Annotated in this window: 27 protein-coding genes; all 27 read left to right on the top strand. The window is 39.6% G+C overall.

Annotated elements, in window-relative coordinates; genetic code table 11:
* Positions 1 to 3: 3 nt before the first annotated feature.
* The 27 genes from QM917_RS07375 to QM917_RS07245 all read left to right on the top strand — a co-directional run bounded on the left by QM917_RS07375 (position 4) and on the right by QM917_RS07245 (position 22,091).
* Positions 4 to 678 carry a DNA methyltransferase gene (locus QM917_RS07375; protein ID WP_315639952.1) on the top strand — a complete coding sequence of 225 codons (675 nt, stop codon included), beginning with the start codon at positions 4 to 6 and terminating at the stop codon, positions 676 to 678.
* A 10-nt stretch (positions 679 to 688) separates the two neighbouring features.
* Positions 689 to 1,177, top strand: coding sequence for a MazG-like family protein (locus QM917_RS07370; protein ID WP_414285389.1), 489 nt, complete (start codon positions 689 to 691; stop codon positions 1,175 to 1,177).
* Between the two features lies 1 nt (position 1,178).
* On the top strand, positions 1,179 to 1,457 hold the full coding sequence (locus QM917_RS07365) for a hypothetical protein (protein ID WP_414285388.1): 279 nt from the start codon (positions 1,179 to 1,181) through the stop codon (positions 1,455 to 1,457).
* A gap of 14 nt (positions 1,458 to 1,471) precedes the next feature.
* Entirely contained in the window at positions 1,472 to 1,621 is a 150-nt protein-coding gene (locus tag QM917_RS07360) for a hypothetical protein (RefSeq protein ID WP_414285387.1), read from the top strand.
* Positions 1,618 to 2,064 (top strand): YopX family protein, encoded by a 447-nt coding sequence (locus tag QM917_RS07355; protein WP_414285386.1) that lies wholly within the window; start codon positions 1,618 to 1,620, stop codon positions 2,062 to 2,064. The genes QM917_RS07360 and QM917_RS07355 overlap by 4 nt, the downstream gene beginning before the upstream one ends.
* Complete coding sequence (locus QM917_RS07350; RefSeq protein WP_414285385.1) at positions 2,054 to 2,218, top strand: hypothetical protein; 165 nt, start codon at positions 2,054 to 2,056, stop codon at positions 2,216 to 2,218. Before QM917_RS07355 ends, QM917_RS07350 begins: the two co-directional genes overlap by 11 nt.
* A 12-nt stretch (positions 2,219 to 2,230) precedes the next feature.
* The gene (locus tag QM917_RS07345; protein ID WP_414285384.1) at positions 2,231 to 2,584 is read left to right on the top strand and encodes a hypothetical protein; all 354 of its coding nucleotides are present in this window, start codon (positions 2,231 to 2,233) and stop codon (positions 2,582 to 2,584) included.
* Positions 2,585 to 2,599: 15 nt separating this feature from the next.
* Positions 2,600 to 3,025: a DUF1492 domain-containing protein gene (locus QM917_RS07340; protein WP_414285383.1), complete on the top strand. Its 426-nt coding sequence runs from the start codon at positions 2,600 to 2,602 to the stop codon at positions 3,023 to 3,025.
* 88 nt (positions 3,026 to 3,113) lie between these two features.
* Positions 3,114 to 3,680, top strand: a complete 567-nt coding sequence (locus QM917_RS07335) for a tyrosine-type recombinase/integrase (RefSeq protein ID WP_414285382.1) — start codon at positions 3,114 to 3,116, stop codon at positions 3,678 to 3,680.
* Positions 3,681 to 4,048: 368 nt separating this feature from the next.
* The gene (locus QM917_RS07330; RefSeq protein WP_414285381.1) at positions 4,049 to 4,345 is read left to right on the top strand and encodes an HNH endonuclease; all 297 of its coding nucleotides are present in this window, start codon (positions 4,049 to 4,051) and stop codon (positions 4,343 to 4,345) included.
* 118 nt (positions 4,346 to 4,463) lie between these two features.
* Positions 4,464 to 4,802: a hypothetical protein gene (locus tag QM917_RS07325; protein ID WP_414285380.1), complete on the top strand. Its 339-nt coding sequence runs from the start codon at positions 4,464 to 4,466 to the stop codon at positions 4,800 to 4,802.
* The gene (locus QM917_RS07320) at positions 4,799 to 6,439 is read left to right on the top strand and encodes a terminase TerL endonuclease subunit (protein WP_414285379.1); all 1,641 of its coding nucleotides are present in this window, start codon (positions 4,799 to 4,801) and stop codon (positions 6,437 to 6,439) included. The genes QM917_RS07325 and QM917_RS07320 overlap by 4 nt, the downstream gene beginning before the upstream one ends.
* Positions 6,440 to 6,497: 58 nt before the next feature.
* A complete protein-coding gene (locus QM917_RS07315) occupies positions 6,498 to 7,652 on the top strand; it encodes a phage portal protein (protein WP_414285378.1) in 1,155 nt (384 codons plus the stop codon).
* The gene (locus tag QM917_RS07310; protein ID WP_414285377.1) at positions 7,633 to 8,352 is read left to right on the top strand and encodes a head maturation protease, ClpP-related; all 720 of its coding nucleotides are present in this window, start codon (positions 7,633 to 7,635) and stop codon (positions 8,350 to 8,352) included. The genes QM917_RS07315 and QM917_RS07310 overlap by 20 nt, the downstream gene beginning before the upstream one ends.
* Before the next feature lie 17 nt (positions 8,353 to 8,369).
* A complete protein-coding gene (locus QM917_RS07305; protein ID WP_414285376.1) occupies positions 8,370 to 9,503 on the top strand; it encodes a phage major capsid protein in 1,134 nt (377 codons plus the stop codon).
* 11 nt (positions 9,504 to 9,514) lie between these two features.
* Positions 9,515 to 9,805 (top strand): phage gp6-like head-tail connector protein, encoded by a 291-nt coding sequence (locus tag QM917_RS07300; RefSeq protein WP_414285375.1) that lies wholly within the window; start codon positions 9,515 to 9,517, stop codon positions 9,803 to 9,805.
* Positions 9,798 to 9,974: a hypothetical protein gene (locus tag QM917_RS07295; RefSeq protein ID WP_414285374.1), complete on the top strand. Its 177-nt coding sequence runs from the start codon at positions 9,798 to 9,800 to the stop codon at positions 9,972 to 9,974. The genes QM917_RS07300 and QM917_RS07295 overlap by 8 nt, the downstream gene beginning before the upstream one ends.
* Entirely contained in the window at positions 9,967 to 10,350 is a 384-nt protein-coding gene (locus QM917_RS07290) for a phage head-tail adapter protein (RefSeq protein ID WP_414285373.1), read from the top strand. Before QM917_RS07295 ends, QM917_RS07290 begins: the two co-directional genes overlap by 8 nt.
* Positions 10,343 to 10,741, top strand: coding sequence for a hypothetical protein (locus tag QM917_RS07285; RefSeq protein ID WP_414285372.1), 399 nt, complete (start codon positions 10,343 to 10,345; stop codon positions 10,739 to 10,741). The genes QM917_RS07290 and QM917_RS07285 overlap by 8 nt, the downstream gene beginning before the upstream one ends.
* Entirely contained in the window at positions 10,741 to 11,121 is a 381-nt protein-coding gene (locus QM917_RS07280; RefSeq protein ID WP_414285371.1) for a hypothetical protein, read from the top strand. Before QM917_RS07285 ends, QM917_RS07280 begins: the two co-directional genes overlap by 1 nt.
* A 15-nt stretch (positions 11,122 to 11,136) precedes the next feature.
* A complete protein-coding gene (locus QM917_RS07275; protein ID WP_414285370.1) occupies positions 11,137 to 11,733 on the top strand; it encodes a major tail protein in 597 nt (198 codons plus the stop codon).
* A gap of 40 nt (positions 11,734 to 11,773) precedes the next feature.
* Positions 11,774 to 12,067, top strand: a complete 294-nt coding sequence (gene gpG / locus QM917_RS07270) for a phage tail assembly chaperone G (protein ID WP_414285369.1) — start codon at positions 11,774 to 11,776, stop codon at positions 12,065 to 12,067.
* A gap of 245 nt (positions 12,068 to 12,312) precedes the next feature.
* Positions 12,313 to 12,465 (top strand): hypothetical protein, encoded by a 153-nt coding sequence (locus QM917_RS07265; RefSeq protein WP_414285368.1) that lies wholly within the window; start codon positions 12,313 to 12,315, stop codon positions 12,463 to 12,465.
* Positions 12,458 to 12,697: a hypothetical protein gene (locus QM917_RS07260; protein WP_414285367.1), complete on the top strand. Its 240-nt coding sequence runs from the start codon at positions 12,458 to 12,460 to the stop codon at positions 12,695 to 12,697. Before QM917_RS07265 ends, QM917_RS07260 begins: the two co-directional genes overlap by 8 nt.
* Positions 12,698 to 12,754: 57 nt before the next feature.
* The gene (locus tag QM917_RS07255) at positions 12,755 to 16,795 is read left to right on the top strand and encodes a phage tail tape measure protein (RefSeq protein ID WP_414285366.1); all 4,041 of its coding nucleotides are present in this window, start codon (positions 12,755 to 12,757) and stop codon (positions 16,793 to 16,795) included.
* Entirely contained in the window at positions 16,792 to 18,294 is a 1,503-nt protein-coding gene (locus tag QM917_RS07250) for a distal tail protein Dit (RefSeq protein WP_414285365.1), read from the top strand. The genes QM917_RS07255 and QM917_RS07250 overlap by 4 nt, the downstream gene beginning before the upstream one ends.
* Positions 18,294 to 22,091, top strand: a complete 3,798-nt coding sequence (locus tag QM917_RS07245) for a phage tail spike protein (protein ID WP_414285364.1) — start codon at positions 18,294 to 18,296, stop codon at positions 22,089 to 22,091. The genes QM917_RS07250 and QM917_RS07245 overlap by 1 nt, the downstream gene beginning before the upstream one ends.
* The last annotated feature ends 2 nt before the right edge of the window (positions 22,092 to 22,093 follow it).

Here is a 22,093-nt window from a genome sequence, read left to right as displayed (position 1 = left end):
GACTTGAAATTATTTCTTAACGAAGATTGCATGGACGTCATGAAAAGATATCCTGACAACTATTTTGATTTAGCTATTGTTGATCCACCGTATTTTTCCGGACCAGAAAAAAGAAAATTTTACGGACGAAAAGTCAGTCCAATAGGTGTAAGCAGACTGTATGGCGAAACCTCAGAGTGGCAAATTCCAAATGGAGATTATTTTGATGAACTTTTTAGAGTTTCAAAAAATCAAATCATTTGGGGTGTGAACTACTTCAACTACTCTTTTGGGCCTGGTCGAATTGTGTGGGATAAAGTTAATGGCCAGTCAAGTTTCTCAGATTGTGAGATAGCGTACTGCAGTTTACATGATAGTACACGGATGTTTCGCTATATGTGGAACGGTATGATGCAAGGGAAGTCAATATCTGAAGGACATATCCAGCAAGGAAACAAGGCTTTGAATGAGGTTAGAATTCATCCAACTCAAAAACCCATCAATCTTTATCTTTGGTTGCTGCAAAACTACGCAAAATCTGGAGATAAGATTCTTGATACTCATGTCGGTTCAGCAAGTAGCTTGATTGCTTGTCAGGAGTTAGGTTTTGAGTATGTCGGTTGCGAGCTTGACAAAAGAATCTTTAACCATGCCAAACAGAGACTTGATACTTATGAGAATCAAATAAAATTATTTTAAGGAGAAGAATATGAACAACACAGAATTAGAAAACAAGGTTCAACAATGGTTTGTTGACCGTAACTTACATGAAGCAAATCCGGTCAAGCAGTTCTTGAAGCTGATGGAAGAGCAAGGAGAATTGTTTGAGGGAATTGCAAAGGACAAATCTGAGCTGATTTATGATGCACTTGGTGATATTCAAGTCGTATTGATTGGGCTTGAGCAACAGATTAAGAATGGTGCTCAGATTTCAGCCAATCAACAGGAACTTGAATTGCTATTGATGGTTTCAAGCTTGGGCAATATCGCTCAGAAACTATACGCTCATATCTGTCATAATGAGACGCAGATGCCTCTGATTAAGTCTGACTTGATGTTTCTCGATAGCGTGATTAGTTCTGTTTCGTTATTCAACGGGACAGACGCAGACAGTTGCTTGCAGATTGCTTATGATGCTATTAAGGACCGAAAGGGTAAGATGATCAACGGGGTATTTGTGAAAGAGGAGGATTTATAAAATGAGAAGACTAGGAATTGTATTAGGTGCGGTATTTGTAATCGTTGTATCGCCGTTTGTAGTTCAGTATGGTTGGAATGAGATTATCACAACGATTGTTCCAGTCAGTAAAATTACAGTTTGGCAAGCATTAGGGATGGATGCACTACTATCTTTCATCTGGCCTGTGTTATCCAGTAAAAAAGAATATGAGGAGGATTATTCGTATGCTGTAAAGAGCAGTATTTCGAAAATCATTACAAGTGCATTTTTAATTTGGTTGGCTAGTTTGTTTATCTAAGGAGGATTTACCTGATGCTTGAAATAGATGGCGAAAGCTACGAAGTCCATAATGTGAAACTCACAAAAAAGGATTTAAAAAACTTGAAAAAAGGCGAAACACTTATTTTTATCTGTAAAGAAGCTAAAAAGGCTATAACTGTTAGTTTGGAGGATTTAGCATGATACCAAGATACAGAGCTTGGGATAAAGAATTTAAAGAAATGGTGCAAGTCAATGCACTAGTTCTGGATGAACAAGTTATCAAAGCAACTTATAAAAATGGAAATGTTGCAAAAGAGGACATGAAAAACTATGACCTCATGCTATACACAGGTATTAAAGATAAAGCAGGAAATGAGATATTCGAAGGAGATATCCTAATTACAAATGCTCATGCAAGCATTGTATCTTTTGGGGAATATACTTATTTTGAAGACGCTGATACAGAGGTCACAGAGGTTGGATTCTATTTATCTTATCTTAATATCTCACCTGCAACATACTCACCTTTCGAAAAATTTCTTTGGGAGAAATGTCAAGTTATAGGAAATATTCATGAAAATGAATTGGATTTGATAATGTATGAAGCCTGGAAATTCAACGAGGAGATGGAACATGAGAATTAAAACATCAAATGGAACAATCATCAACGTTGACAAGATAAAACAAAGCATCACGATTGAAGGTGTTGAGTTTGGTTCAGATTGTCGTGCGCTGACCTCTAAGCATAGAGATGGTACAGGGACAATCACTCTAGTATTTGATGGAGAAATCATTTGAAAGGAATAGAAAATGAAACCTAAAAAATACCCATATTCAGGTTTTCAAAACACAAACAGCAAACAAGATAGACTTGGTCTGATTGAGGTTATAAAATACGAAACAATTAATGTATCAATTGTAATTAGGGAAGGGGAGAATAGTGAGATATTAGCAAAATGTGTAATTCGCGCTTATGGCGAAACATTATCATTTATAGCAACATTGCCAGTAAAAGGAACCAGAATTTCGAAACAAAAGCAAACATTATTTAAAATCAGGCTTTATCAAAGAATTGAAAAAATGGGGAGCGATAAGCTTTTAGAAATCAATCATTTCATTTGGTCGAGCATTTGTCTAGAAGAATTTAACAAAGTAAATCTTTAGGAAGGTGGGTAAGGTTTGGCAATAGACATCAAAAAAAGGCTGAAGGCTTTGCCTTATATCGACATCAAAGCAAAGTCAAAGCACCAGGAAATAATCAGTTTGAAGTCAGGTATTTTACGAGGGCAACAGTTCGACAGCATGCCGAAGTCAAAAAGCAACAAGAATCAAACTGAAGAATTGAATGTGTTGATCATTGACAAGTCAGATCAGCTGTATAAAGAAATCAAACAAATGTACCACGAACGTGATGAACTCGTTCAAGCGATTGAGTCGCTCGATGATCCAGTAGAAAACATCGTGATGCGATTACTGTATATCGATGGCCTTTCTTGGAAAGAGGTTCAAATCAAATTAAATTGTAGCCCTGCAACCATCCAGCGAGCAAAACATAAAGCGTTACTAAAATTATCTAAAATGTATGATAAGAATGATAGCAAATGATAATTTTAATGTGGTAAATTAGTATCATGAAGAATAGCAGAGAGGAAACCTCTGCTTTTTTTGTGCATTAAAAAGGAGGTGAGGATATGTGGTAGTTGTTGAACCAATCAGAAATAGAGATGATGTTCAGCTTATGATTGAATGGCTGACGTTACACAGCGCAGTCAAAGAGTCGGATAGACAACGTAACCTCATGCTCTTTTTATCTGGTGTTAATCTGGGATTTCGAATTGGCGATATAGTTAAACTAAAAGTAAAGCATGTTAAAGGCTGGCATGTTCAGATTATCGATGAGAAGACTGACAAACCAACCAAACGAAAGATGCCAAAGAAATTCAAGAATGCTATGAGGCAGTACATCAAAGATAAGAAAGATGAAGACTTCCTCTTTCCAAGCAGAAACGGAAAACATCAGCACATAAAACCTAACACAGCTTACAAGATTATTAAAAGAGCTGCTGAAGAGGTTGGTCTGGAAAATATAGCGACTCACTCGATGAGAAAGACCTTTGGCTTATTCATGTACGAACAAACCAAGGATGTCGCTCTGATAATGGACCTACTGAACCATTCAAGCCAAAGCATTTCACTACGATATATTGGCAAAAACCAAGATTCACAAGACCGAGCCATGACAAAGTTTCAGGGCTTTTAATTTTTTTATTTTAATATCAATTCATTGTTTTGAGGTTATGATGATTTCATTTTATGTATGCAGGATAAACGCTTGATAAGTCTGAGTTAAAACTCATATAGCGAATTCATTAGAATATGTAAAACAAGGAATTGAAAGAGTAAAAACAAAGGAGATTGCACAGTTATGAAAGGTATTATTAAAAGACTTTTTAATAAAAGAACCACTAAACAAAAACCATTAGGAAAAATTGTAGTTGGAGTCGAAATTGAAAATCGCTCAGAATTAAAAGAGTTAACTCAATAATGTTGTGAAGCAATCGAACACTTGAACAATTGTATTGAGAAGCTAAATACATTCGAGCTCAAAGTATCAACATCAATAATCAAATGATTGAAGTTTCAACTCGAGAAGAACGCAACCAATTTTACAATTCCAGTGAATGGAGAGCGCTTCGTAAGTTAGCACTTGAACGTGATCACAATGAATGTGTTTGGTGCAAAGACGAAGGCAAAGTCACTAGAGAGAACCTAGAGGTTGACCACATCAAGGAACTAGAGTTCTATCCAGATTTTGCGCTTGATATCGATAATCTACGAACACTGTGCAAAGCATGTCATAATAAGAGGCATGATCGTTTTGATAAGAATGACAGAAATTTCCGAAAAGATGAATGGTGGGGTTAGGTGAACGAACCTTAAATACCCCCCGGTCAAAAAAATCGGAAATTTTCAAAGATGTCGGTAAGCGGTCTGCACTCGACTGTCCAAATTTTTAACGAAAAATTAAAGGGGGTGGGGGGTAATGGAAGAATACTCAGAAAAAAATATAAAAGAATTAGAAAATCAGCTACTTTCTAAAATCGGCTATTTTAGTCCTAGAAAAAAGGATGCGATCCAGTACGAAAAAGTGAATCGATATCTTTATCTTGTCAGATTGCTGTATGAGCTGAAAGCTAGACTTCATGAAGACGGATTGGTCATCACTGTTCACAATGGGCAACAGAGATTCCAAAAAGCGAATTCTCTCATCAAGGAAATCAACACAACAAGCAATCAGCTTTTGGCTATTGAGCGATCGTTTGGTTTTGAGGTGGAAAACTCGCCTGTTGAGAAACCTACGTCTGGAAGTGACCTGCTATGATTTCTCATCCGCTGGTTGATGACTATATCAAAATGGCCGAGAGTGGAGAAATCGTTGTCAACAAAGAAAGAAAGCTGCTGTTTAAAATCATCAAGGAGAAAATTTATCCTCGTGATGATTTATATTTTGATAATGACTTGATTGACAAGTTCATTCGTTTTGCGGAAAAGAACTTTTTCCCTCTTGCTAAGTATCAACTTTTCTTGACTCCGTTTATCTTTCTTTTTCGGAAGGAAGACGGGGAGCCACATTTCAATGAATATCTGTATACTCTTGCTCGTGGTGGTGGTAAGAATGGTTTTATGTCTGCGAGAGCTAATTTTTTCATCAGTCCAATTTATCCAATCAGAGATTACGATGTGACCATCACGGCAAACTCTGAAAGACAAGGTAAAGTTTCTTTCGAGGAAGTTTATGAGACTATCCAAAGGAGAGGTCTTGAGGACCATTTTTATCTAACTAAAATGTCTATCACAGGTCGAGCGAATAACTCGGTCTTTTCTTTTCGGACGAATAATCCGAAGACTATGGACTCTGCTCGTGATGGATGTCTTGAGTTTGATGAGATTCACCAGTTTGAAGATGATAAGGCTGTGAAGGTTCAAAGGTCTGGTCTTGGTAAGATTGCTCATGCTCGAACATTCTATAACGGGACGAATGGATATGTGCGCGAGGGGTTCTATGACAAGCTGATAGAAAAGTCTATGCAAATCTTGAATGGTGAGATTGATGATTTTAGATTTTTCCCTTTTATCTGCAAGTTAGATAATGCGGATGAAGTGGATGACATGAGGAATTGGACGAAAGCAAATCCGATGCTGGATGAAACCACACCATATGCAAAACGACTACTATCTGCTACGAAAGCAGATTATGATGACCTTGAGCTGGAGCCGTCTGGTCGTCAGGAATTTATGACAAAACGGATGAATCTTCCTGAAGCGGATCTTGAAAAGGATGTGACGACTCGTGAGAAGCTGCTGGCTTGTCTGCGGTCTCCGGGTATCGACTTAAAGGGTCGGTCTTGCGTGGCTGGTTTTGACTATGCAAGTGTCCGAGACTTTGCAAGTGTCGGATTGCTATTTAAGAATGGTGATGAGTTCATCTGGAAGCAACATTCATTTGCTCGTAAAGAATTTTTGAAAGCTTTCAAACTAAAAGCCCCTATTCAAGAATGGGCAGACAAAGGCTTGTTTACGATTGTGGACGGTCCTAGTATTGATCCACGTCTTTTGATTGCTAAGCTAGTCGAATGGAATAAACTTTATCAAATTGAACTTGTATGTGCCGATGGTTTTAAAATGGACTTGTTGAAACCCTTGCTAGAAGAGGCTGGTTTTGAATATGAGTTCTTGCGCAATCCTGGGGCGATTCAATCCAAGGTTGCACCAATTATAGAAGATGGATTTGCTAATGAGCGTTTTGTCTTTGAGGGTGATAACTCAATGATTTGGTATATAGATAATACCTATGTCAAAGAGGACAAGGATGGCAATAAGCGTTTCTTGAAGAAAGAGCCTGTCAGAAGAAAGACAGATGGGTTCCATGCTTTGATAGCTGCTCTCTACAAGCGTGAGCTTGTGCAAGAGTCGAATGTTGGGGAATTCCTTGACATGATTGATAGTTGGGATTTTTAATCTAATAATAAATTTTGGGTGGGTGGTCGGCAGAAAATCAAAGAAAGGAGGTTGCAACATGGGGTGGCTTGATATTTTCAAAGCTCGGAAGGAAGTGATTACTGGTTTTGATTTTGATGATTTAGAGCGAATTTTTGGGAGTCTTTATCTCAAAAGTTTAGCTGTAGATAAATCAGCTGAATTTGTAGCTCGTATCTTTGCAAAGTCTGAGTTTCGCTACATGGTCAAAAACAAGCACGAACGCTCTAATTGGGATTATCTTTTAAATGTCCGTCCGAATCGCAATGAGTCTGCTTCAGAATTTTGGCAAAAGGTGATTTATCGTCTATTGACAAAAAATGAAGTACTCATCATCTTGTCAGATGATGATCAACTATTAGTCGCTGATAGCTTCACTCGAAAACGATATGCAGTCTATGATGATACCTTTGAAACGGTATCTGTGCGAGATTATACGTTTCAGAGAAAGTTTGCTATGAGTGATGTGATTTTTTTGCAGTATAACAACAATCGACTGCAAGAATACATGAGCGACTTATTTGCAGACTATGAAAAGCTACATAGTCGCTTGGTCGAGGCCTTGGGTCGTAATAATCAGATTCGGGGCATTCTTAACACTAAGACAAACGGTACCTTTAACGAGGAAAGACTTAAGCAGATGCAAGAATATGCTGATGGTCTATTCAAATCATTTACTAAAAAATCAGTGGCTATCGTTCCAGCTCAAAACGGTCTGGACTACAACGAATTGACAAACACGGTTGGGACTTCGAATCTGTCTGTTGATGAGTTGAAAAAACTTCGAAGGCAATTTGATGATGAGGTTGCTGATATATTGGGTATTCCAACTGCATTGATGCACGGGGATATGGCTAATCTAGAAAACAGTCAGAAAATGTTTACTAGTTACTGCTATAAATCTCTAGTGAAGAAGGTATCTGATGGACTGAATCATGCCATGGTTGGTCCTGATGCTTATGCAGGGGAACGTTTCTTTGTCATTATCGGGGAAGGTCAGAGGGATAAGTTTGCTTTAGCTGAAAACATTGATAAGTTAATTTCCTCTGGAGCAATGCTAATCAATGAAGTCCGAGCGGAGCTAGGACTTGAGGCGGTTCCTTGGGGTGACAAACCAGTCATGACTAAAAATTATCAGATTGGTAAGGAAATAGAGAAAGGAGGTAAAAAAGAAGATGAAGGTAATTCCAATTAAAGGAACAATTATCTCAAATAACAGCAAGTGGATCTACGAGCTATTTGAGAGGGAAGCTACTGCACCAAAAGACATTGTATTACCGGAAACTGGAGAAGATGTAGAAATTCATATTAACTCTGGTGGTGGAGATGTCTACGCTGGTAGCGAAATCTACACAGCTTTACGCGCTTACTCTGGTCGAGTAACCGTCAAAATCGTAGGTATTGCAGCAAGCGCTGCTAGTGTCATTGCTATGGCTGGTGATTCTGTTGAAATCAGCCCAACTGCTCAAATTATGATTCATAATGTATCCTCTGGCGTTTATGGAGATCATAACGCTTTAGAGCATGAGGCAGCTGTGTTGAAAGGTTTTAACAAGTCTATTGCGAGTGCTTACGTCCATAAGACAGGGAAAGCATTGTCTGATTTATTGGAGCTAATGAATCAGACAACCTGGTTTGATGCCGAGGCAGCCGTTGAGAACGGTTTTGCGGACAAGGTGATGTTTGCGCAAGAGGTTGCTCCTCTCCTAGTAGCGAGCGAAACGCCAATGATCCCGGAAGATTTTATCGAGCGGATGCAGGCTACTATGACTCCCGATGTGGACAAGATTGCTGAGTTAGTTGCTCAAAAACTGGCAGAACACGAGCCAGAAAAAGAAAAAACTGAAAATAAGAAAGCGACTGAGCCTAGCGGTTTCGGTCGTTTTGCATTTTAAGAAAGGAAAATTTAAACATGATGAAATTATCAGATGAATTTAAAACAGCTCGTCAGAACTTTCTAGATGCTGTTACAAACAATGAACCCGCTGAAAAGCAAGGAGAACTTTATGAGAAGATGCTTAACGCCATTCTGGATGAAGCAAAGAAATCAGCTCGTGAGGAAGTAGATGGCCTTGTTGCAGCAAGTCCATTTGATGAAAAGCTGTCTCTTCGTGAACGTGAATTTTTCAACAATTTGGACAAAAAAGCTCCAGGAAAAATTGAAAAGTTCTTCCCGCAAGAAACGGTTGATCGTATCTTTGAAGATATGGTACAAGAACACCCATTGCTTGAACATATTGGACTCCGTAACGGTGGCCCTCGTTTGAAGTTTCTTAGCTCTACTACAACAGGTGTAGCAGTTTGGGGGAAAATCAACGATGAAATCAAGGGTCAATTGACTGCTGGATTTGGCGAAGAAGAAGCTATTCAGAACAAACTGACTGCCTTTGTTGTCCTTCCAAAAGACACAGAAAAGTTCGGACCTGGTTGGCTTTATTCTTTCGTATCTGCTCAGCTTACAGAAGCTTTTGCTGTTGCTCTTGAAGCAGCCTTTTTGAATGGGGATGGAGATGAAAAACCAATCGGTTTGTCCCGTACTTTGACAGGAACGGTTGCAGCAGGGAAAACAACATACAATGCTAAGACATCATCTGGTGATGTAACTCTTGGAGCAAAAGGAAAGACGACTGAAGAAAAAGCTAACATCACAATCAATGAATTCAAAGAAATTTACAAATACCATTCCACTAAAGCAAACGGGAAACCTGTGGTAACTCGTGGAAACATGGTTATCGTTGTAAATACGAGCGATGAACTTGACTTTACAACTCAATTCACCACTCTGAATGGACTTGGTGTATTTGTGACAAATCTTCCATTCAATCCAATTGTAACCCCATCAATTGCTCAAGAAGCAGGTAAAATCACTACTTTTGTGAAAGGGCGTTACGATGCAGTTATTGGTGGTGGAATTGAATTTGATACCTTTGACCAAACTCTTGCATTTGACGATCTCAATCTTTACACTGGTAAACAATTTGCATATGGGAAACCACATGATGAAAAAACCGCTGCGGTTTGGACCCTAAAACTTGGTAAAGACTAAGGTGTTGCCCTATGGAAGAGACAAAAGAACTTCACCCACTCCTTAAAGCATTTAAGGAGCGGATGAGAATTTTTCACAGTGGAGAGGATAATAACCTCTCCCGTATGTTGGAAAGTTCTGAGTTAGCGATTCACAGTTTAGTCGGTAGTAAGAACACTAGCGATCCACGAGTGAGAGAGCTTATTTTAGAACGTTCACGATACGTCTACAATGACCAGGTAGAGTTTTTCTATCAAAACTTTCAAGGTGATTTAATGGCGTTGTCTCTAGAAAACTATAAATTGGAGGAAAAACATGATTAAGGTTTTAAAAGAATTTTATGACCTCAAAGAAGGGGAATTTCGTTCTGTTGGCCAAGAATTTGAAGCGACAAAAGAGCGCTTCGATGAAATCAATGAAGCACTGCCTGACTTTGTTGAATGGGAAGATAAAACTACAGAAGTAACTGAAACATCACCATACTATGTATAATCGTCCTAGCTATCGCTACAAAAAGCCTGAGGCTCAAAATGGAGACCTGAGAACCCCCTTGACTTTCTATACTTCTAAAGTCGAGGAGGGGGTTGATGGCCGTGATGTGAGCTACAAGAAGGCTTTTTCTACGATGGGGCAAGTTTACTCCCCTAGTTTCAAAGATATTGAGATCGCGACTGGAAAAGCGATGAAAGCTAAGATAACTTTGAAAATTCGTGATCCTCTGACAGATTATCAGCCTGAAAGTCGGCATTTTGTCGAAGTTGAGGATATCCGTCTAGTTGGTAAGAAATGGCAGGTTATTGATGTGCGTCCTGATTTTGATAATCGGGATTTTTTGATAGTTATTATCGGAGGTGGTCGCGATGTCTAGTGGAGCAAATCTAAAAGGATTTGATGATGTTTTGAGGAATGTCGAGGCTCGCCTAGGGGAACCAGTGGTCCGTAGAAAGGTCAATAGAGTCTTGAAGGAAACGGTTGAGGAGTTTGAGCCTACTTTCAAACGGGCTATGGCGGTGTACGCTGATACTGGTAAGACGGCAGGTGCTGTCGTCCATGGAAATGTGACTGGTACAGCTAGTGGGGTTCCAATGGTTAAATTAGGTTTTAAAAGTCCTCGTTGGACTCTTATTCACTTGAATGAATTTGGATACGCAAAGAATGGACATCCTCGTGGTTTCGGTATTATGCGCCGCTTTTTTGAAGGTAGCAAACCAGTTTTTAAATCTAAAGTTGGCATGAAGTTAAAACAGGAGTTTTTGTAATGATTAAAGACAAACTAACTGAACTCTACAACGCTTTGAAAGAGAATGAGTCTTTATCTGGTATTAGTATCAAGTCATTTGAACGTCCTGATACTTTGGGGGATGACGAGACGAGTATTGTCATTATCCCTGTAGGACCTCCAATGCAAACGGCTCATGGGAGCAATACTAGTTTGGCTAAGACTTTTCTCTATCAGGTCAATGTAGAGTCTGCCGATCGAGTGGAGTGTAAAGAACTCCAAGGAATAATTGAAAAAATAATGGAAGAACAAGGATTTTATCAGACTGAAGGTGGTTTGGATCAATGGATCCCTGATATCAAACGCTATGTAGACGCTCGAACCTACAAAGGTCAGAGTGGTCTGTATGATAAATACTAGAAAGAAGGTAAAGAAATGACAGTAAAAGGAACTGCACTTATTGGCCTTAAATCGGTCACTATTTGTGTGCATGATGGAAAGACTCCAACAGCTGGAGAGAACCTCTTCACGCTAGAGGGTAAAGATAATGAAGGGGCTACACAGACTGCTAAAGTAACTGGATTATCTAGCGATCCTGTAAAGACTTACGGTAGTAATGTTGCTTATCACGTATCCAATCGAGGTGTAGGTGATGTTAAGGTAGAGATGGGCTTACTTGATGTCCCATTAGCTTTATATACTAATGCTTTGGGGTATGGCAATGATAATGGTATCTATTACTTCGGTGCAGACACCGTTGCTAAGAATGTTTCGATTCTCATTGAAAGTAATACTGCTGATGGGGAACCAGTCTACTATGGTTTTTACAAAGGGCAGCTTTCTATGGATGCTATTGATTTTGAAACGATCAAGGATAAGGCTAATGAGTTAGCTACCACTAATGTGAATTTTGCTGCGACAGCTAGTTCAGATGCTGCAACTAATGGTCGATATGGTGCAATTGTGTATGGATCGGATGCTGAAAAGTTGAAGAAATTGAAGGGTCAACTAAAGATGACCGCAGCAGGGTAGGAAGAGGGCGTAAGCTCTCTTTTTCTAGAAAGGAAAGTATATGGCTAAGGTTAAATTTACAATCAAAAATGAAAAAGGCGAGGATGTTGTTAAGTCAACAAAAACAATCCTAACCGAACATTATCGTGATTACTTAATTTTAATGGATGCAATAGAAAAAGCAGAGTCTGAAGTAGTAAAACTTGATAAGCAGCTGGAATTTATTGCTAATCTATGTGATGATGTAACTGTTGATGATTTACTGAAATACACAGATTTTTCGAAAATTATTTCTATCTTTACAGAAATTTATGCTCATTTAGTAGGTGATGTAGACCCAAAGGGAAAGAGCTAGCACCTGGACAAGCTATCAAACGTTTTTATGGTTTTATCAAGCATGTCACAGAGGGACCTTATGGAATGAGTATTCGTGATGTGATGGATACGAGTTGGGAGGATCTGATGGGGGTCTTGGGAACGATGGAAACGAGTGAGAGAGAAGAAGTTATAGACCTGGCTGATTTGTTGGGAACTATATAGCTTTCAACTTGCAAATGTAGCTACACAGGAGTATAATAATGTTGAAAAGATGGTGGCTACATGGATAAGCAATTTGTTATACGAGCGAGAGTTGATGAGAAAATTGTAAATAAACTAAATTTTATATCAACAAAGCTACAACAAGGACGATCAGAAACGATCCGTCAAGGGATAGAGAAGCTCTATAGAGAGCTGGGAGGACAAGATGAGTAGAAAAGGATTGATTTGGGCACGTATTTGGTTAGGTGTTGCTATTTCTGCTTTGGCTTTCTATATCTATACGATTATTTATATCTTTAATCATGATATGGATGAAATCTTTGCGCCTTTCATCATGTTGTTAATTTATGCACCGTTGATTCCTTTGTTTTTGATAGCAATTGGTGGAATGTCTTTATTAGCTTGTGTAGAATTTGCTTATCGTAATCTGCAACGATATAAATAAATGAAAAGAGTCCGTAAGGGCTTTTTTTATTTACTTTGAGATAAAAGGAGGAACAATATGGCAGGCGGAACGCCGTTAGGTCAGATGTATATCGAGCTAGGGCTGGACGTGTCGAAGTTCAACCCTACTCTAAATGGTGCAAAAAATGCTGTAAAGTATTTTCAAAACAATGTCCGTTCTTTGGATAGTACTCTGAAAGGAAATGAAAAAAATGCTAGCTTACTTCAAGCTAAATACAAGACTTTAGGACAAGCTATTGATTCACAACGTAAAGTTTTGGATGAGATGAAGAAAAGTTTTGATAAGCTAGACCCTGGAACAGCTAACTTTGATAAAGCTGCAGCTGATATTCAGCGTGAGAATGCTAAGTTGGCAGCGATGGAAAACCAGCTACGTGGGGTTGAAAAAGCCTTGCAAGATATTGGTCGTGAAAATAGCTGGGCTGGTAAAATTTCGAATCAGTTATCAAAGCAAGGGGAAAAGTTTGAGTGGCTAGGTGGGAAATTGCGTGGTATGGGAGACGCTATGCGTCCTGTATCGACTTTAGTAGCTACAGGATTTACACTAGCAACTCGTAAAGCAATAGAGTTCGAGGACCAGATGAACACCACAAAATCACTCCTTGCAGACACTGTACCTACTGTTGAAGAACTGAATACAACAACAAAAATGTTAGGCGAGAGTTCCAAAGGATGGGCGAAACAATATGGGATTTCTACGGCATCTATTAACGAAGGAATGCAAGAAATCATTAAGAAAGGTTTTGATGCTAATCAGACTATTGCTGCTATGCCAAGCATCCTAGATGCTGCTAAAGCATCTGGCGATGACTTTAACGTGGTTATGAATGCATCTACAAACATCTTACGCCAGTTTGGACTAGAAGCTAAGGATACTGGCAAGGTTACTGACAGTCTGACTTATGTAGCTAATAAAACATCAGCTGGATTCTCAGATATGGGACTTGCTATGGAATATATTGGGCCAGTAGCTCATTCGCTAGGTATGTCAATTGAAGAGACTTCAGCTGCTATTGGTCTACTTTCTGACAATGGTATAGCTGGTGAGAAGGCCGGTACGGCATTACGTGGTGCTTTATCGAAATTATTGAAACCTTCTGAATCTAATGCGAATGCAATGCGTGAATTAGGGTTTAGCGTTGAAGAATTCCAGTCTGGTGCATTGAAGTTGCCAGATATTATCGATCGAATCAAGAAATCTACTGAGGGCTGGACGGATGCAGAAAAATCTTCTGCAATTGCCCGTGCCTTTGGTATTGAGGCTCAAACAGGTATGAATGCCTTGATTAATCAAGGAGGAGATGCACTTCGGAATCTAACAAAACAAACTGAAAGTGCTCGTGGGTATACTCATAAACTTGCTAGAGAGTTGATGAACTCTTCAAAAAATGGAGTTGAACGTTTTAAAGCTAATCTGGAAGTACTGCAGGTAAATATTGGTCAAAAGTTGTTGCCAACTTTAAGCCCTCTAATCGAGAAGGTTAATCATATCATAGAGAGTTTTTCAAAGGCTTCCCCAGAAGTACAAAATTTTTGGATAAAAGTTGGACTAGGTGCAGCAGTTGCCTACCCTGCTTTGAATATGCTGGGTAATTTCTCAACAACCCTCGGAGGAGTATTTAAAATCGCTGGGAAGGGAGTTGAGCTACTTAACACAGCAAGAAACATATCAGCAGTAGGGACAACCGCTGCTGAAGCTGGTGCAAGTGTAGGATTGTTGTCAAAAGCAGGAACATTGCTTGGACTTGCTTTTACACCTACAGGAGCTGTAGTTCTTGGGACACTGGCAGTTGGGGGTGCAATTGCTTACTTTGCTCACAAAGCATATGAAGCCAGACAACGTGCTCAAGAATGGGGGGCAAGCGTTAGCGTGGATCAAGCAAATCAACTTCAAGATTTCAAAGATAAAGTAGATGAAGCAAACCATTCGATGACAGATTTTGGATCAGGCGCTGCTAGTGTCGATAAGGTAACTGAGTCTGTCAAAAAGCTAGCTACTGAGATTCAAAAGTTAGCTGATGAAAACTTAGCCAAAGACATCGATTTAGCACAAAAGTTAGGACTTAGTGATGAAGCGATTCAATCTTTAACTGAGCATTCTAATCAAGTTAAAGATAATGTGCAACAGATGTCAGACGAGGTTATCAAAATTTATCAAAACTCAGCTAATAATCATCGAAAACTTTCTGAAGAGGAAAAAGCAATTGTTTTAGCAAATCAGAATGAACTTATCAATACACAGTTAGAGTTGATGGAATATTCTGGCGAAGAACGTATCAACATGATTAAAGCTTTCAATGGTCAGGCCGATGAATTAAATACAGAACAGCTAAAAAAAGCCACTGAATTAACTGAGAAATGGGCCAAAGATGAACAAGCTTCTTACCAAGAACGTTTGGACGGATACAAGAAACTCATGGAACAAATCAAAGGCGAGGATGAAAAATCTGTTAAAGCTCGTGCTGAGATCAAGAGTAAAATGGAGCAGTTGGAAGCTGAACACACAGCCAAAATGGAAGCGTATAGTCAAAAATGGAACGATTTGCAAGGTAGACTTTTAAAAACTTTAAAAGTTAGTCCAGAAGCATTAACCGGCATCATGAATCAGCTTAAATCACGAGCTGAGGAAATGGGATTGACTTACGATGAAATGGCCATCAAGTTCCAAAACACCTTCTCAAAAGTGCAAGAAGGTAATAGTATGTGGGCACAAACTGCTAAAGATGCAACCGAATCAATGAAGCTTGCAAACACTCAGTGGAATTCCATGGTATGGGATGAAAAAACTGGTAAGCTGAAAACAAATGTAGTTGAAGAAGTGCAAAAGGTCCTTGAAGCAGAAGATGGATGGGATGCCATGCAATTCATCCTTAAAGAAGCGAATCTTGAGACTAATGCTCGTTTGACTATCGGAGAGGCTCTTGTAGCAAACGGCCAGTGGGAGCAGTTATCTCCAGAAGAAAAAGAACTAATTGTGAATGGCAAACCAGCGGTACAAGCTATCTTGGATAGCAAAGAACTGATGTTACAATGGAACGATTTGCCTTCTGAGGTAAAAGAAATTCTTGGTAAGAATGAAAGCTTTTTAAGCAGTGCAGAAGGTGCTAAGCAAGCATTGACTCAGTGGAACTTAATGACACCGAGCGAAAAAGCATTGACTTTAAAAGATTTAGCTAGTAGCGATATTAAGGTAGTCCAAGGTCGTATCGATATGATGACTGGTAAGCAATTACCAATTGAAGCGATTGACAATACACCAAGCACTGTAGAGTCGGTATTGTACGGTGTAAATTCTATTCGTCAACATAAACCAGTTGATATTAATGCGACAGACTTGACAGGTGCTGTCCGAAACGAGACAAGTAGTGAAATCAATGCTATTAAGCAAAACACTCCTATTGGCATTTCGGCTCAAAACAATACACAAGGAACTGTTAATGAGGTTCAGAGTGGTGTAAATGGTATTCAGGATAAAACTGTTACTATCAACGCTCGAGACAATGCTTCTGGTGTACTTTCAGGGATTCGAAGCTGGATCAATAGTGTAACGGGCAACTTCTTTACAAATATTTTTGCAAGCAGACACGCCCACGGGACCAACTACCACCCTGGTGGTCTTGCTATTGTCAATGACCAGCGCAACAGCAACTACAAAGAAATGATTACCTTACCAGATGGCAGGAGTTTCATTCCTGAAGGCAGAGATGTTCTGCTCCCTCTTCCAAAAGGTTCAAAAGTATTGCGAGCTGACAAGACTAGACGTTTGATGCGTGAGATGGGTATTCCCAAATACGCGACAGGGGTTGGTATTCCTAGCGATGCGAAATTCCTCCGTGAAATGGAAGAAGCGCAGCGTAATATTACAATTCAGACTACAAGTGTTCAAAATGGTCAGGATACAGAAAAAGTCGTTGCTGAGATGAGGACTCTGAGGGCGAGTTTAGAAAAATTGCTTATTGCTATCCTCAACAAGGATACGAACGCTTATATGGATAGCTCTGTAGTGACGGATATTATAACCAAGAAGCAGAGAGAGCGAGAAAGAATGACACTAAGAATGAAAGGAGTGCTTGAATGAGTGAAGTGACAATGCGTTTCAATAAAACTGATTTTCGAGACCTTATTGAAATCCATGACATCCAACGAGAGATCGGGAACAATCGCTCTATCTCTATCGACCAAGCACCAAGAATCGGAGTCAATATTCAGCAACAAACCATTGATGCAAAATATATCAAGGTAGATTTTTCGATCTGGTCCGAAGACAGAAATACCCTCAAGCACAAGCTTGCGGGTATTTTTAATGTTGATAGTCCTAAAGAGCTGACATTTTCAGATGAGCCTGACAAATACTATCTGGCCATGCCGATTGAGAGTATTTCAATGCAAGAAACGAGCGGTCGAAGGTCAACCGGTTCTATAAAATTCATTGTTCCAGACGGTGTAGCCCATAGCATAGCTTATAAGAATTTCAATAGTGATTCAAATGCACAAACTACAACCAATAAAATGGTTTTTGACTTAGTAAACAATGGGACAGTTGAGGCCTTTCCAATTATCAGAGTTAAGCATAATGCTGAAAATGGATATATAGGTCTTGTCAATAATAATACGGCTTTTGAGATGGGAAACCGTGAGGAGGCTGATAGTGAAACAGTCAAGCGCTCTGAGATCTTGCTTGATTTTCGAGGCGACAAAATCGCTGACGGCTTTGCTAGAGCAGTGAAAAATAGCTCAGTGACCAATAGCAGATGGGATAACATAACTGGGACATCTGAACTAGTCACAGTAGATGGCAAGAAACGCATAAAGGTAAGGGAGCAGGCCGGCGGGGCTTACAATGAGAATTATGGCGCAGGGCTTTCATGGGAGATACCTGCCGACTCAACAGGCCAGAAAGGCTCACTCAATGATTATCTATTTTGTAAATTAGTCTATCAGCTAGAGTCAATCAATCAATGTGGTTTTATCAAGGTGGCTGTATCTGATACAGCAGGTCAGTTTTTGTATGGAGTTGAAACATACAAGAAATATAACGGTCTATATTGCGGTTTTAATGTCTTTGCGACAGATAACGCTGGTGGATATAACTTTTTAAAAACTTTGCTTTTTGACTCTTCTAGCAACAAAAATACAAATCCGTTTGCAATTTCAAGAGGTCAATTTGAACTCCAGAGAAACGATGAGAGAGTTCAAGTTTATTACAATGGCTCACACTATGACTTTGCCGTTCCTGAAATAAAAGGCAAAAAGTCAGCTAAGATCCATGTTACGATAGGTGCTTTTCGTGGGAAAGCAATCATCCCTCACTTGTATCTCGATGAGTTAATGTATCGTAAGGACTTTGTGCAAGCATCAAGAGACATTCCTAACCGTTATCCTATCGGTTCAAATGTTGTAATCAACAGTGAAGATGATACGGTCTATATTGACGGCATTGCTAAAGCTGGAGAGGTTGTTGATGGCTCACAGTGGCTATCTATACCGCCTGGAGAGTCTAAACTTGAGATGTATTTTTCAAGTTTTATCAAGAAAAAACCAACCGTGACAATCGAATTTGAAGAAAGGTGGCTATAATGCTTTTAACAATTCATGATGCAAATTTACAAAAGGTTGCTTTTGTTGATAACCGCAAACAAAGTACACTTAATTATTATGGTGATACATGGAATAGAAGCTTACCAACAGGTTCATCTACTTTTGAATTTACGGTGTTTAAGAAGGCTATCAAGTCAGACTCCTCGAGACAAAAGGCCTATCGTTTTCTTAATGAACGAGCCTGGGTTTCTTTTAAATATCATGGCAAGAGCTTTCTTTTTAACGTTATGCAAGTTGAAGAAAACGAGCAAACAATCAAATGCTATTGTGAAAACCTCAATCTTGAGTTGATCAATGAGGTAGCTAATCCTTACAAGGCTACAAAGGCTATGAGCTTTGCTGAGTATTGCGAAGCTATGGATTTATTAAATTATACTCATCTTGTTATTGGCATCAATGAAGTATCAGATAATAAACGTACTCTTGAATGGGAAGGGCAAGAAACCAAACTAGCCCGTCTATTGAGTCTTGCCAAACGCTTTGATGCTGAGATTGAGTTTGATACACAATTAAACGCTGATAGCACAATCAAAAAGTTTAGTGTCAACGTCTATCATGAAAATGATGACGCACATCAAGGTGTAGGTCGTATCAGAAACGATATAAGCTTAAAATATGGCAAGAATATCACTTCTATCACCCGTAGAGTTGATAAGACAGGTCTTTTCAATTCAATCCGGCCAACTGGTAAAAGACGATTAAAAAACGGATCTGGTGAAGAAGTTGAAGAAGTAGTTACAATACAAGGTCTTGATGAGTGGAAAAAGTACAACAAGGATGGAATTTGTGAGTTTTATCAATTAGGAGCTCATCTTGTTGCTCCAATCTCTATGCAGCTATATCCATCAACGTTCACACATTCAACAGGTGAACTAGACCAGTACACAAGAAAAGATTTTAGTTACGATACTGACGATCCAAAAGAATTGCGACGTCTAGCATATAATGAACTAAAAAAACATTGCTATCCAGCAATCACTTATGAAGTCGATGGATTTGTCGATGTCGAAATCGGCGATACAGTCAAAATTCATGATGAGGGATTCAATCCACTATTGATAGTTCAAGCCCGTGTTTCTGAACAAAAAATCAGTTTTTCAAACCCAGCAAGCAACAAAACGATCTTTTCAAATTTTAAAGCGCTTGAAAATCAGTTATCCGACGGTATACAAGAGGTACTTGAGCGCTTATTTGAACAATCTAAACCTTATATTGTCAAGTTATCCACTAACAACGGCATCATCTTTAAAAACCAAACTGGAGAAAGTGTTATCACTCCTACACTATATAAGGGTGGGAAATTAATAACCGCTGGCGTAAGCTGGAGATGGAGCTTGAATGGCAATGTAACAACTGGTCAGACATACACAGCTAGAGGTAGAGATATTTCAGGCGCTATCACATTGACTGTTGCAGCATATATAGAAAATGAAGAAGTCGCAGTAGATGAAATTTCTCTAGTAAATGTATCAGATGGGCGCAACGGTCAAAAAGGAGACCCTGGACCAAAGGGAGACCCTGGTAGAGATGGAATTGCTGGTAAGAATGGCGTGGGGATTAGAGATACTGCAATTTCTTATGCTAGTTCAAGTACTGGAGATATCCACCCATCAGGACAGGTACTTGTAAATAGTAATCAAGTAATTAGGCCTAATATGAGCGTTCTAGATAATATGTACTATACCAATCTGGTATTTAATGTAGTCAGTGGTGCTAAGTACCGTATCTACGCTAAATCTTCCAATGGTGTGTTTTCTAACAATCATAATAATCGAGGTGGTAACAATGTTGTCATTTTTGGGGTAAGCCTAGAAACAGGAAATAGACATTTTATTATCTCAGACTCTAATACTGATACAACTGGTACAGAATTTACCTGGACTGGCATCACTGGTAGAGCAAAAATTCGAGTAAATACTTACAACCCAGACAACTCTACTCAAGTTGAGTATATCCGCCTTGAATCAGTTGATGATACTGTTTGGGGTTCGACAATCCCTAGCGTACCAGCTGGCCAATACCTTTGGACCAAGACAACCTGGAACTATACAGATAATACCTCTGAGACAGGCTACTCAGTGGCTAGGATTGGTAGAGACGGAAATACTGGTAGAGATGGTATTGCTGGCAAGGATGGCGTTGGCCTTCGTGCAACAACCGTAGTTTATGCTAGCTCCACATCAGGAACTGTTCCACCAACTAGCGGATGGGCATCTCAAATCCCTAGCGTACCAGCTGGGCAGTATTTGTGGACCAAGACAACCTGGAACTATACAGATAATACCTCTGAGACAGGTTTTTCTGTTGCAAAAATGGGGGATACTGGTCAAAAAGGTGCTAAAGGAGACCCTGGTCCACAGGGAGCAATAGGTCCTAAAGGTGATAGAGGCGAAAAAGGCGAAAAGGGAGAACGTGGGTTACAAGGTCTACAAGGCTTGCAAGGTGTTAAGGGCGACCAGGGTATTCCTGGACCTAAAGGGGCAGACGGCCGTACTCAATACACTCACATGGCCTATGCTGATACTATTTCAGGAGGTGGATTTAGCCAGACAGTAACAGATAAGCCTTATGTAGGCATCTATGTTGACTTTAATGCCACTGATAGTAAGAATCCTGCTGACTATCGCTGGATAAGATGGAAAGGCCGTGATGGCGCCGATGGGCTACCAGGTAAACCAGGAGCAGATGGAAGAACGCCTTATGTTCACTTTGCGTATTCTGACAATGCGGATGGTTCTGGTTTGACAATGACAGATAACGGACAGCGTTATTTTGGTCATTATTCAGATTATGAGAAGCCTGATAGCTCAGATAAAACTAAGTACAAATGGGCTGATCGTTGGGCTAAAGTTGAGGTTGGTTCGCAGAACAGGTTTGTGCAGAATACAACAGTACCAGGCTATCTAGGGAACGCAGGGATTATTTATCCAGCTAATACAGTGAACAAGGAGAGAACGTCCGATTTTATTGAAATCGATGGAGCATCTAATCTCATCTATCAGCTTTGGGTGACTACACCTTCCGGAGGAATACCTTGGCATGCTTGGCAATTTTACGATGCTAATAAATCACCTATCGGAACTCGACTTACAGGTAAGGACAGTTATACTGTTCGTGCTCAAAAGTGGCATATAGTCAATAATATTACGGTACCAGCTACTGCTAAATTTATTAGACTATCTGCTAGAACTTACGAAGACGCTAAAATTAAATTAGAAATAGGCAATGTACCTACCGACTGGTCTCCAGCTCTTGAAGATGTTCAGAGGGGTATAGACTCTAAAGCAGACCAAGGGCTGACTCAGGGACAGCTGAACGCTTTGAATGAGAAGGCTGGAATTATTCAGGCTGAGCTTGAGGCTAAGGCTAGCGCTGACACGCTTGATAACTGGATAAAGGCTTACAAGGACTTTGTCAAGGCCAATGAGGCTGCAAGAGCGCAGGCTGAGAAAGATTTGATTTCAGCTAGTCAGCGTGTTTCAAACATTGCCAAAGATTTGGGAGAGTTATCTGACCGCTGGAATTTCATCGATAGCTATATGAGCTCGTCTAATGAAGGATTGATTATAGGTAAGAACGATGGTAGCTCTAGCATGATGTTCAACCCTAATGGTCGTATTTCAATGTTTAGCGCAGGTGTTGAGGTTATGTATATCTCTCAAGGTGTTATCCACATCGAAAACGGTATTTTCTCTAAGACTATCCAAATTGGCCGTTTCAGAGAAGAGCAGTATCACATTAAGCCTGATATGAACGTTATCAGGTATGTAGGCTAAAA

Source organism: Streptococcus infantis, from assembly GCF_047460685.1.
Classification (GTDB): Bacteria; Bacillota; Bacilli; order Lactobacillales; family Streptococcaceae; genus Streptococcus; species Streptococcus infantis_AD.
The sequence above is the reverse complement of the archived record's forward strand: the minus strand, read 5'-3'. Positions and strand labels throughout refer to the sequence as shown.

Bases quoted from the DNA above. Each gene is read 5' to 3' on its own strand.
- QM917_RS07325 (WP_414285380.1), top strand. From the start codon at position 4,464: ATGGAAGAATACTCAGAAAAAAATATAAAAGAATTAGAAAATCAGCTA.
- QM917_RS07305 (WP_414285376.1), top strand. From the start codon at position 8,370: ATGATGAAATTATCAGATGAATTTAAAACAGCTCGTCAGAACTTTCTA.
- QM917_RS07255 (WP_414285366.1), top strand. From the start codon at position 12,755: ATGGCAGGCGGAACGCCGTTAGGTCAGATGTATATCGAGCTAGGGCTG.
- QM917_RS07265 (WP_414285368.1), top strand. From the start codon at position 12,313: ATGGATAAGCAATTTGTTATACGAGCGAGAGTTGATGAGAAAATTGTA.
- QM917_RS07360 (WP_414285387.1), top strand. From the start codon at position 1,472: ATGCTTGAAATAGATGGCGAAAGCTACGAAGTCCATAATGTGAAACTC.
- QM917_RS07310 (WP_414285377.1), top strand. From the start codon at position 7,633: ATGAAGGTAATTCCAATTAAAGGAACAATTATCTCAAATAACAGCAAG.
- QM917_RS07365 (WP_414285388.1), top strand. From the start codon at position 1,179: ATGAGAAGACTAGGAATTGTATTAGGTGCGGTATTTGTAATCGTTGTA.
- QM917_RS07295 (WP_414285374.1), top strand. From the start codon at position 9,798: ATGATTAAGGTTTTAAAAGAATTTTATGACCTCAAAGAAGGGGAATTT.
- QM917_RS07280 (WP_414285371.1), top strand. From the start codon at position 10,741: ATGATTAAAGACAAACTAACTGAACTCTACAACGCTTTGAAAGAGAAT.
- QM917_RS07290 (WP_414285373.1), top strand. From the start codon at position 9,967: ATGTATAATCGTCCTAGCTATCGCTACAAAAAGCCTGAGGCTCAAAAT.
- QM917_RS07355 (WP_414285386.1), top strand. From the start codon at position 1,618: ATGATACCAAGATACAGAGCTTGGGATAAAGAATTTAAAGAAATGGTG.
- QM917_RS07275 (WP_414285370.1), top strand. From the start codon at position 11,137: ATGACAGTAAAAGGAACTGCACTTATTGGCCTTAAATCGGTCACTATT.
- QM917_RS07315 (WP_414285378.1), top strand. From the start codon at position 6,498: ATGGGGTGGCTTGATATTTTCAAAGCTCGGAAGGAAGTGATTACTGGT.
- QM917_RS07370 (WP_414285389.1), top strand. From the start codon at position 689: ATGAACAACACAGAATTAGAAAACAAGGTTCAACAATGGTTTGTTGAC.
- QM917_RS07250 (WP_414285365.1), top strand. From the start codon at position 16,792: ATGAGTGAAGTGACAATGCGTTTCAATAAAACTGATTTTCGAGACCTT.
- QM917_RS07285 (WP_414285372.1), top strand. From the start codon at position 10,343: ATGTCTAGTGGAGCAAATCTAAAAGGATTTGATGATGTTTTGAGGAAT.
- QM917_RS07245 (WP_414285364.1), top strand. From the start codon at position 18,294: ATGCTTTTAACAATTCATGATGCAAATTTACAAAAGGTTGCTTTTGTT.
- QM917_RS07330 (WP_414285381.1), top strand. From the start codon at position 4,049: ATGATTGAAGTTTCAACTCGAGAAGAACGCAACCAATTTTACAATTCC.
- gpG (WP_414285369.1), top strand. From the start codon at position 11,774: ATGGCTAAGGTTAAATTTACAATCAAAAATGAAAAAGGCGAGGATGTT.
- QM917_RS07320 (WP_414285379.1), top strand. From the start codon at position 4,799: ATGATTTCTCATCCGCTGGTTGATGACTATATCAAAATGGCCGAGAGT.
- QM917_RS07300 (WP_414285375.1), top strand. From the start codon at position 9,515: ATGGAAGAGACAAAAGAACTTCACCCACTCCTTAAAGCATTTAAGGAG.
- QM917_RS07260 (WP_414285367.1), top strand. From the start codon at position 12,458: ATGAGTAGAAAAGGATTGATTTGGGCACGTATTTGGTTAGGTGTTGCT.
- QM917_RS07345 (WP_414285384.1), top strand. From the start codon at position 2,231: ATGAAACCTAAAAAATACCCATATTCAGGTTTTCAAAACACAAACAGC.
- QM917_RS07350 (WP_414285385.1), top strand. From the start codon at position 2,054: ATGAGAATTAAAACATCAAATGGAACAATCATCAACGTTGACAAGATA.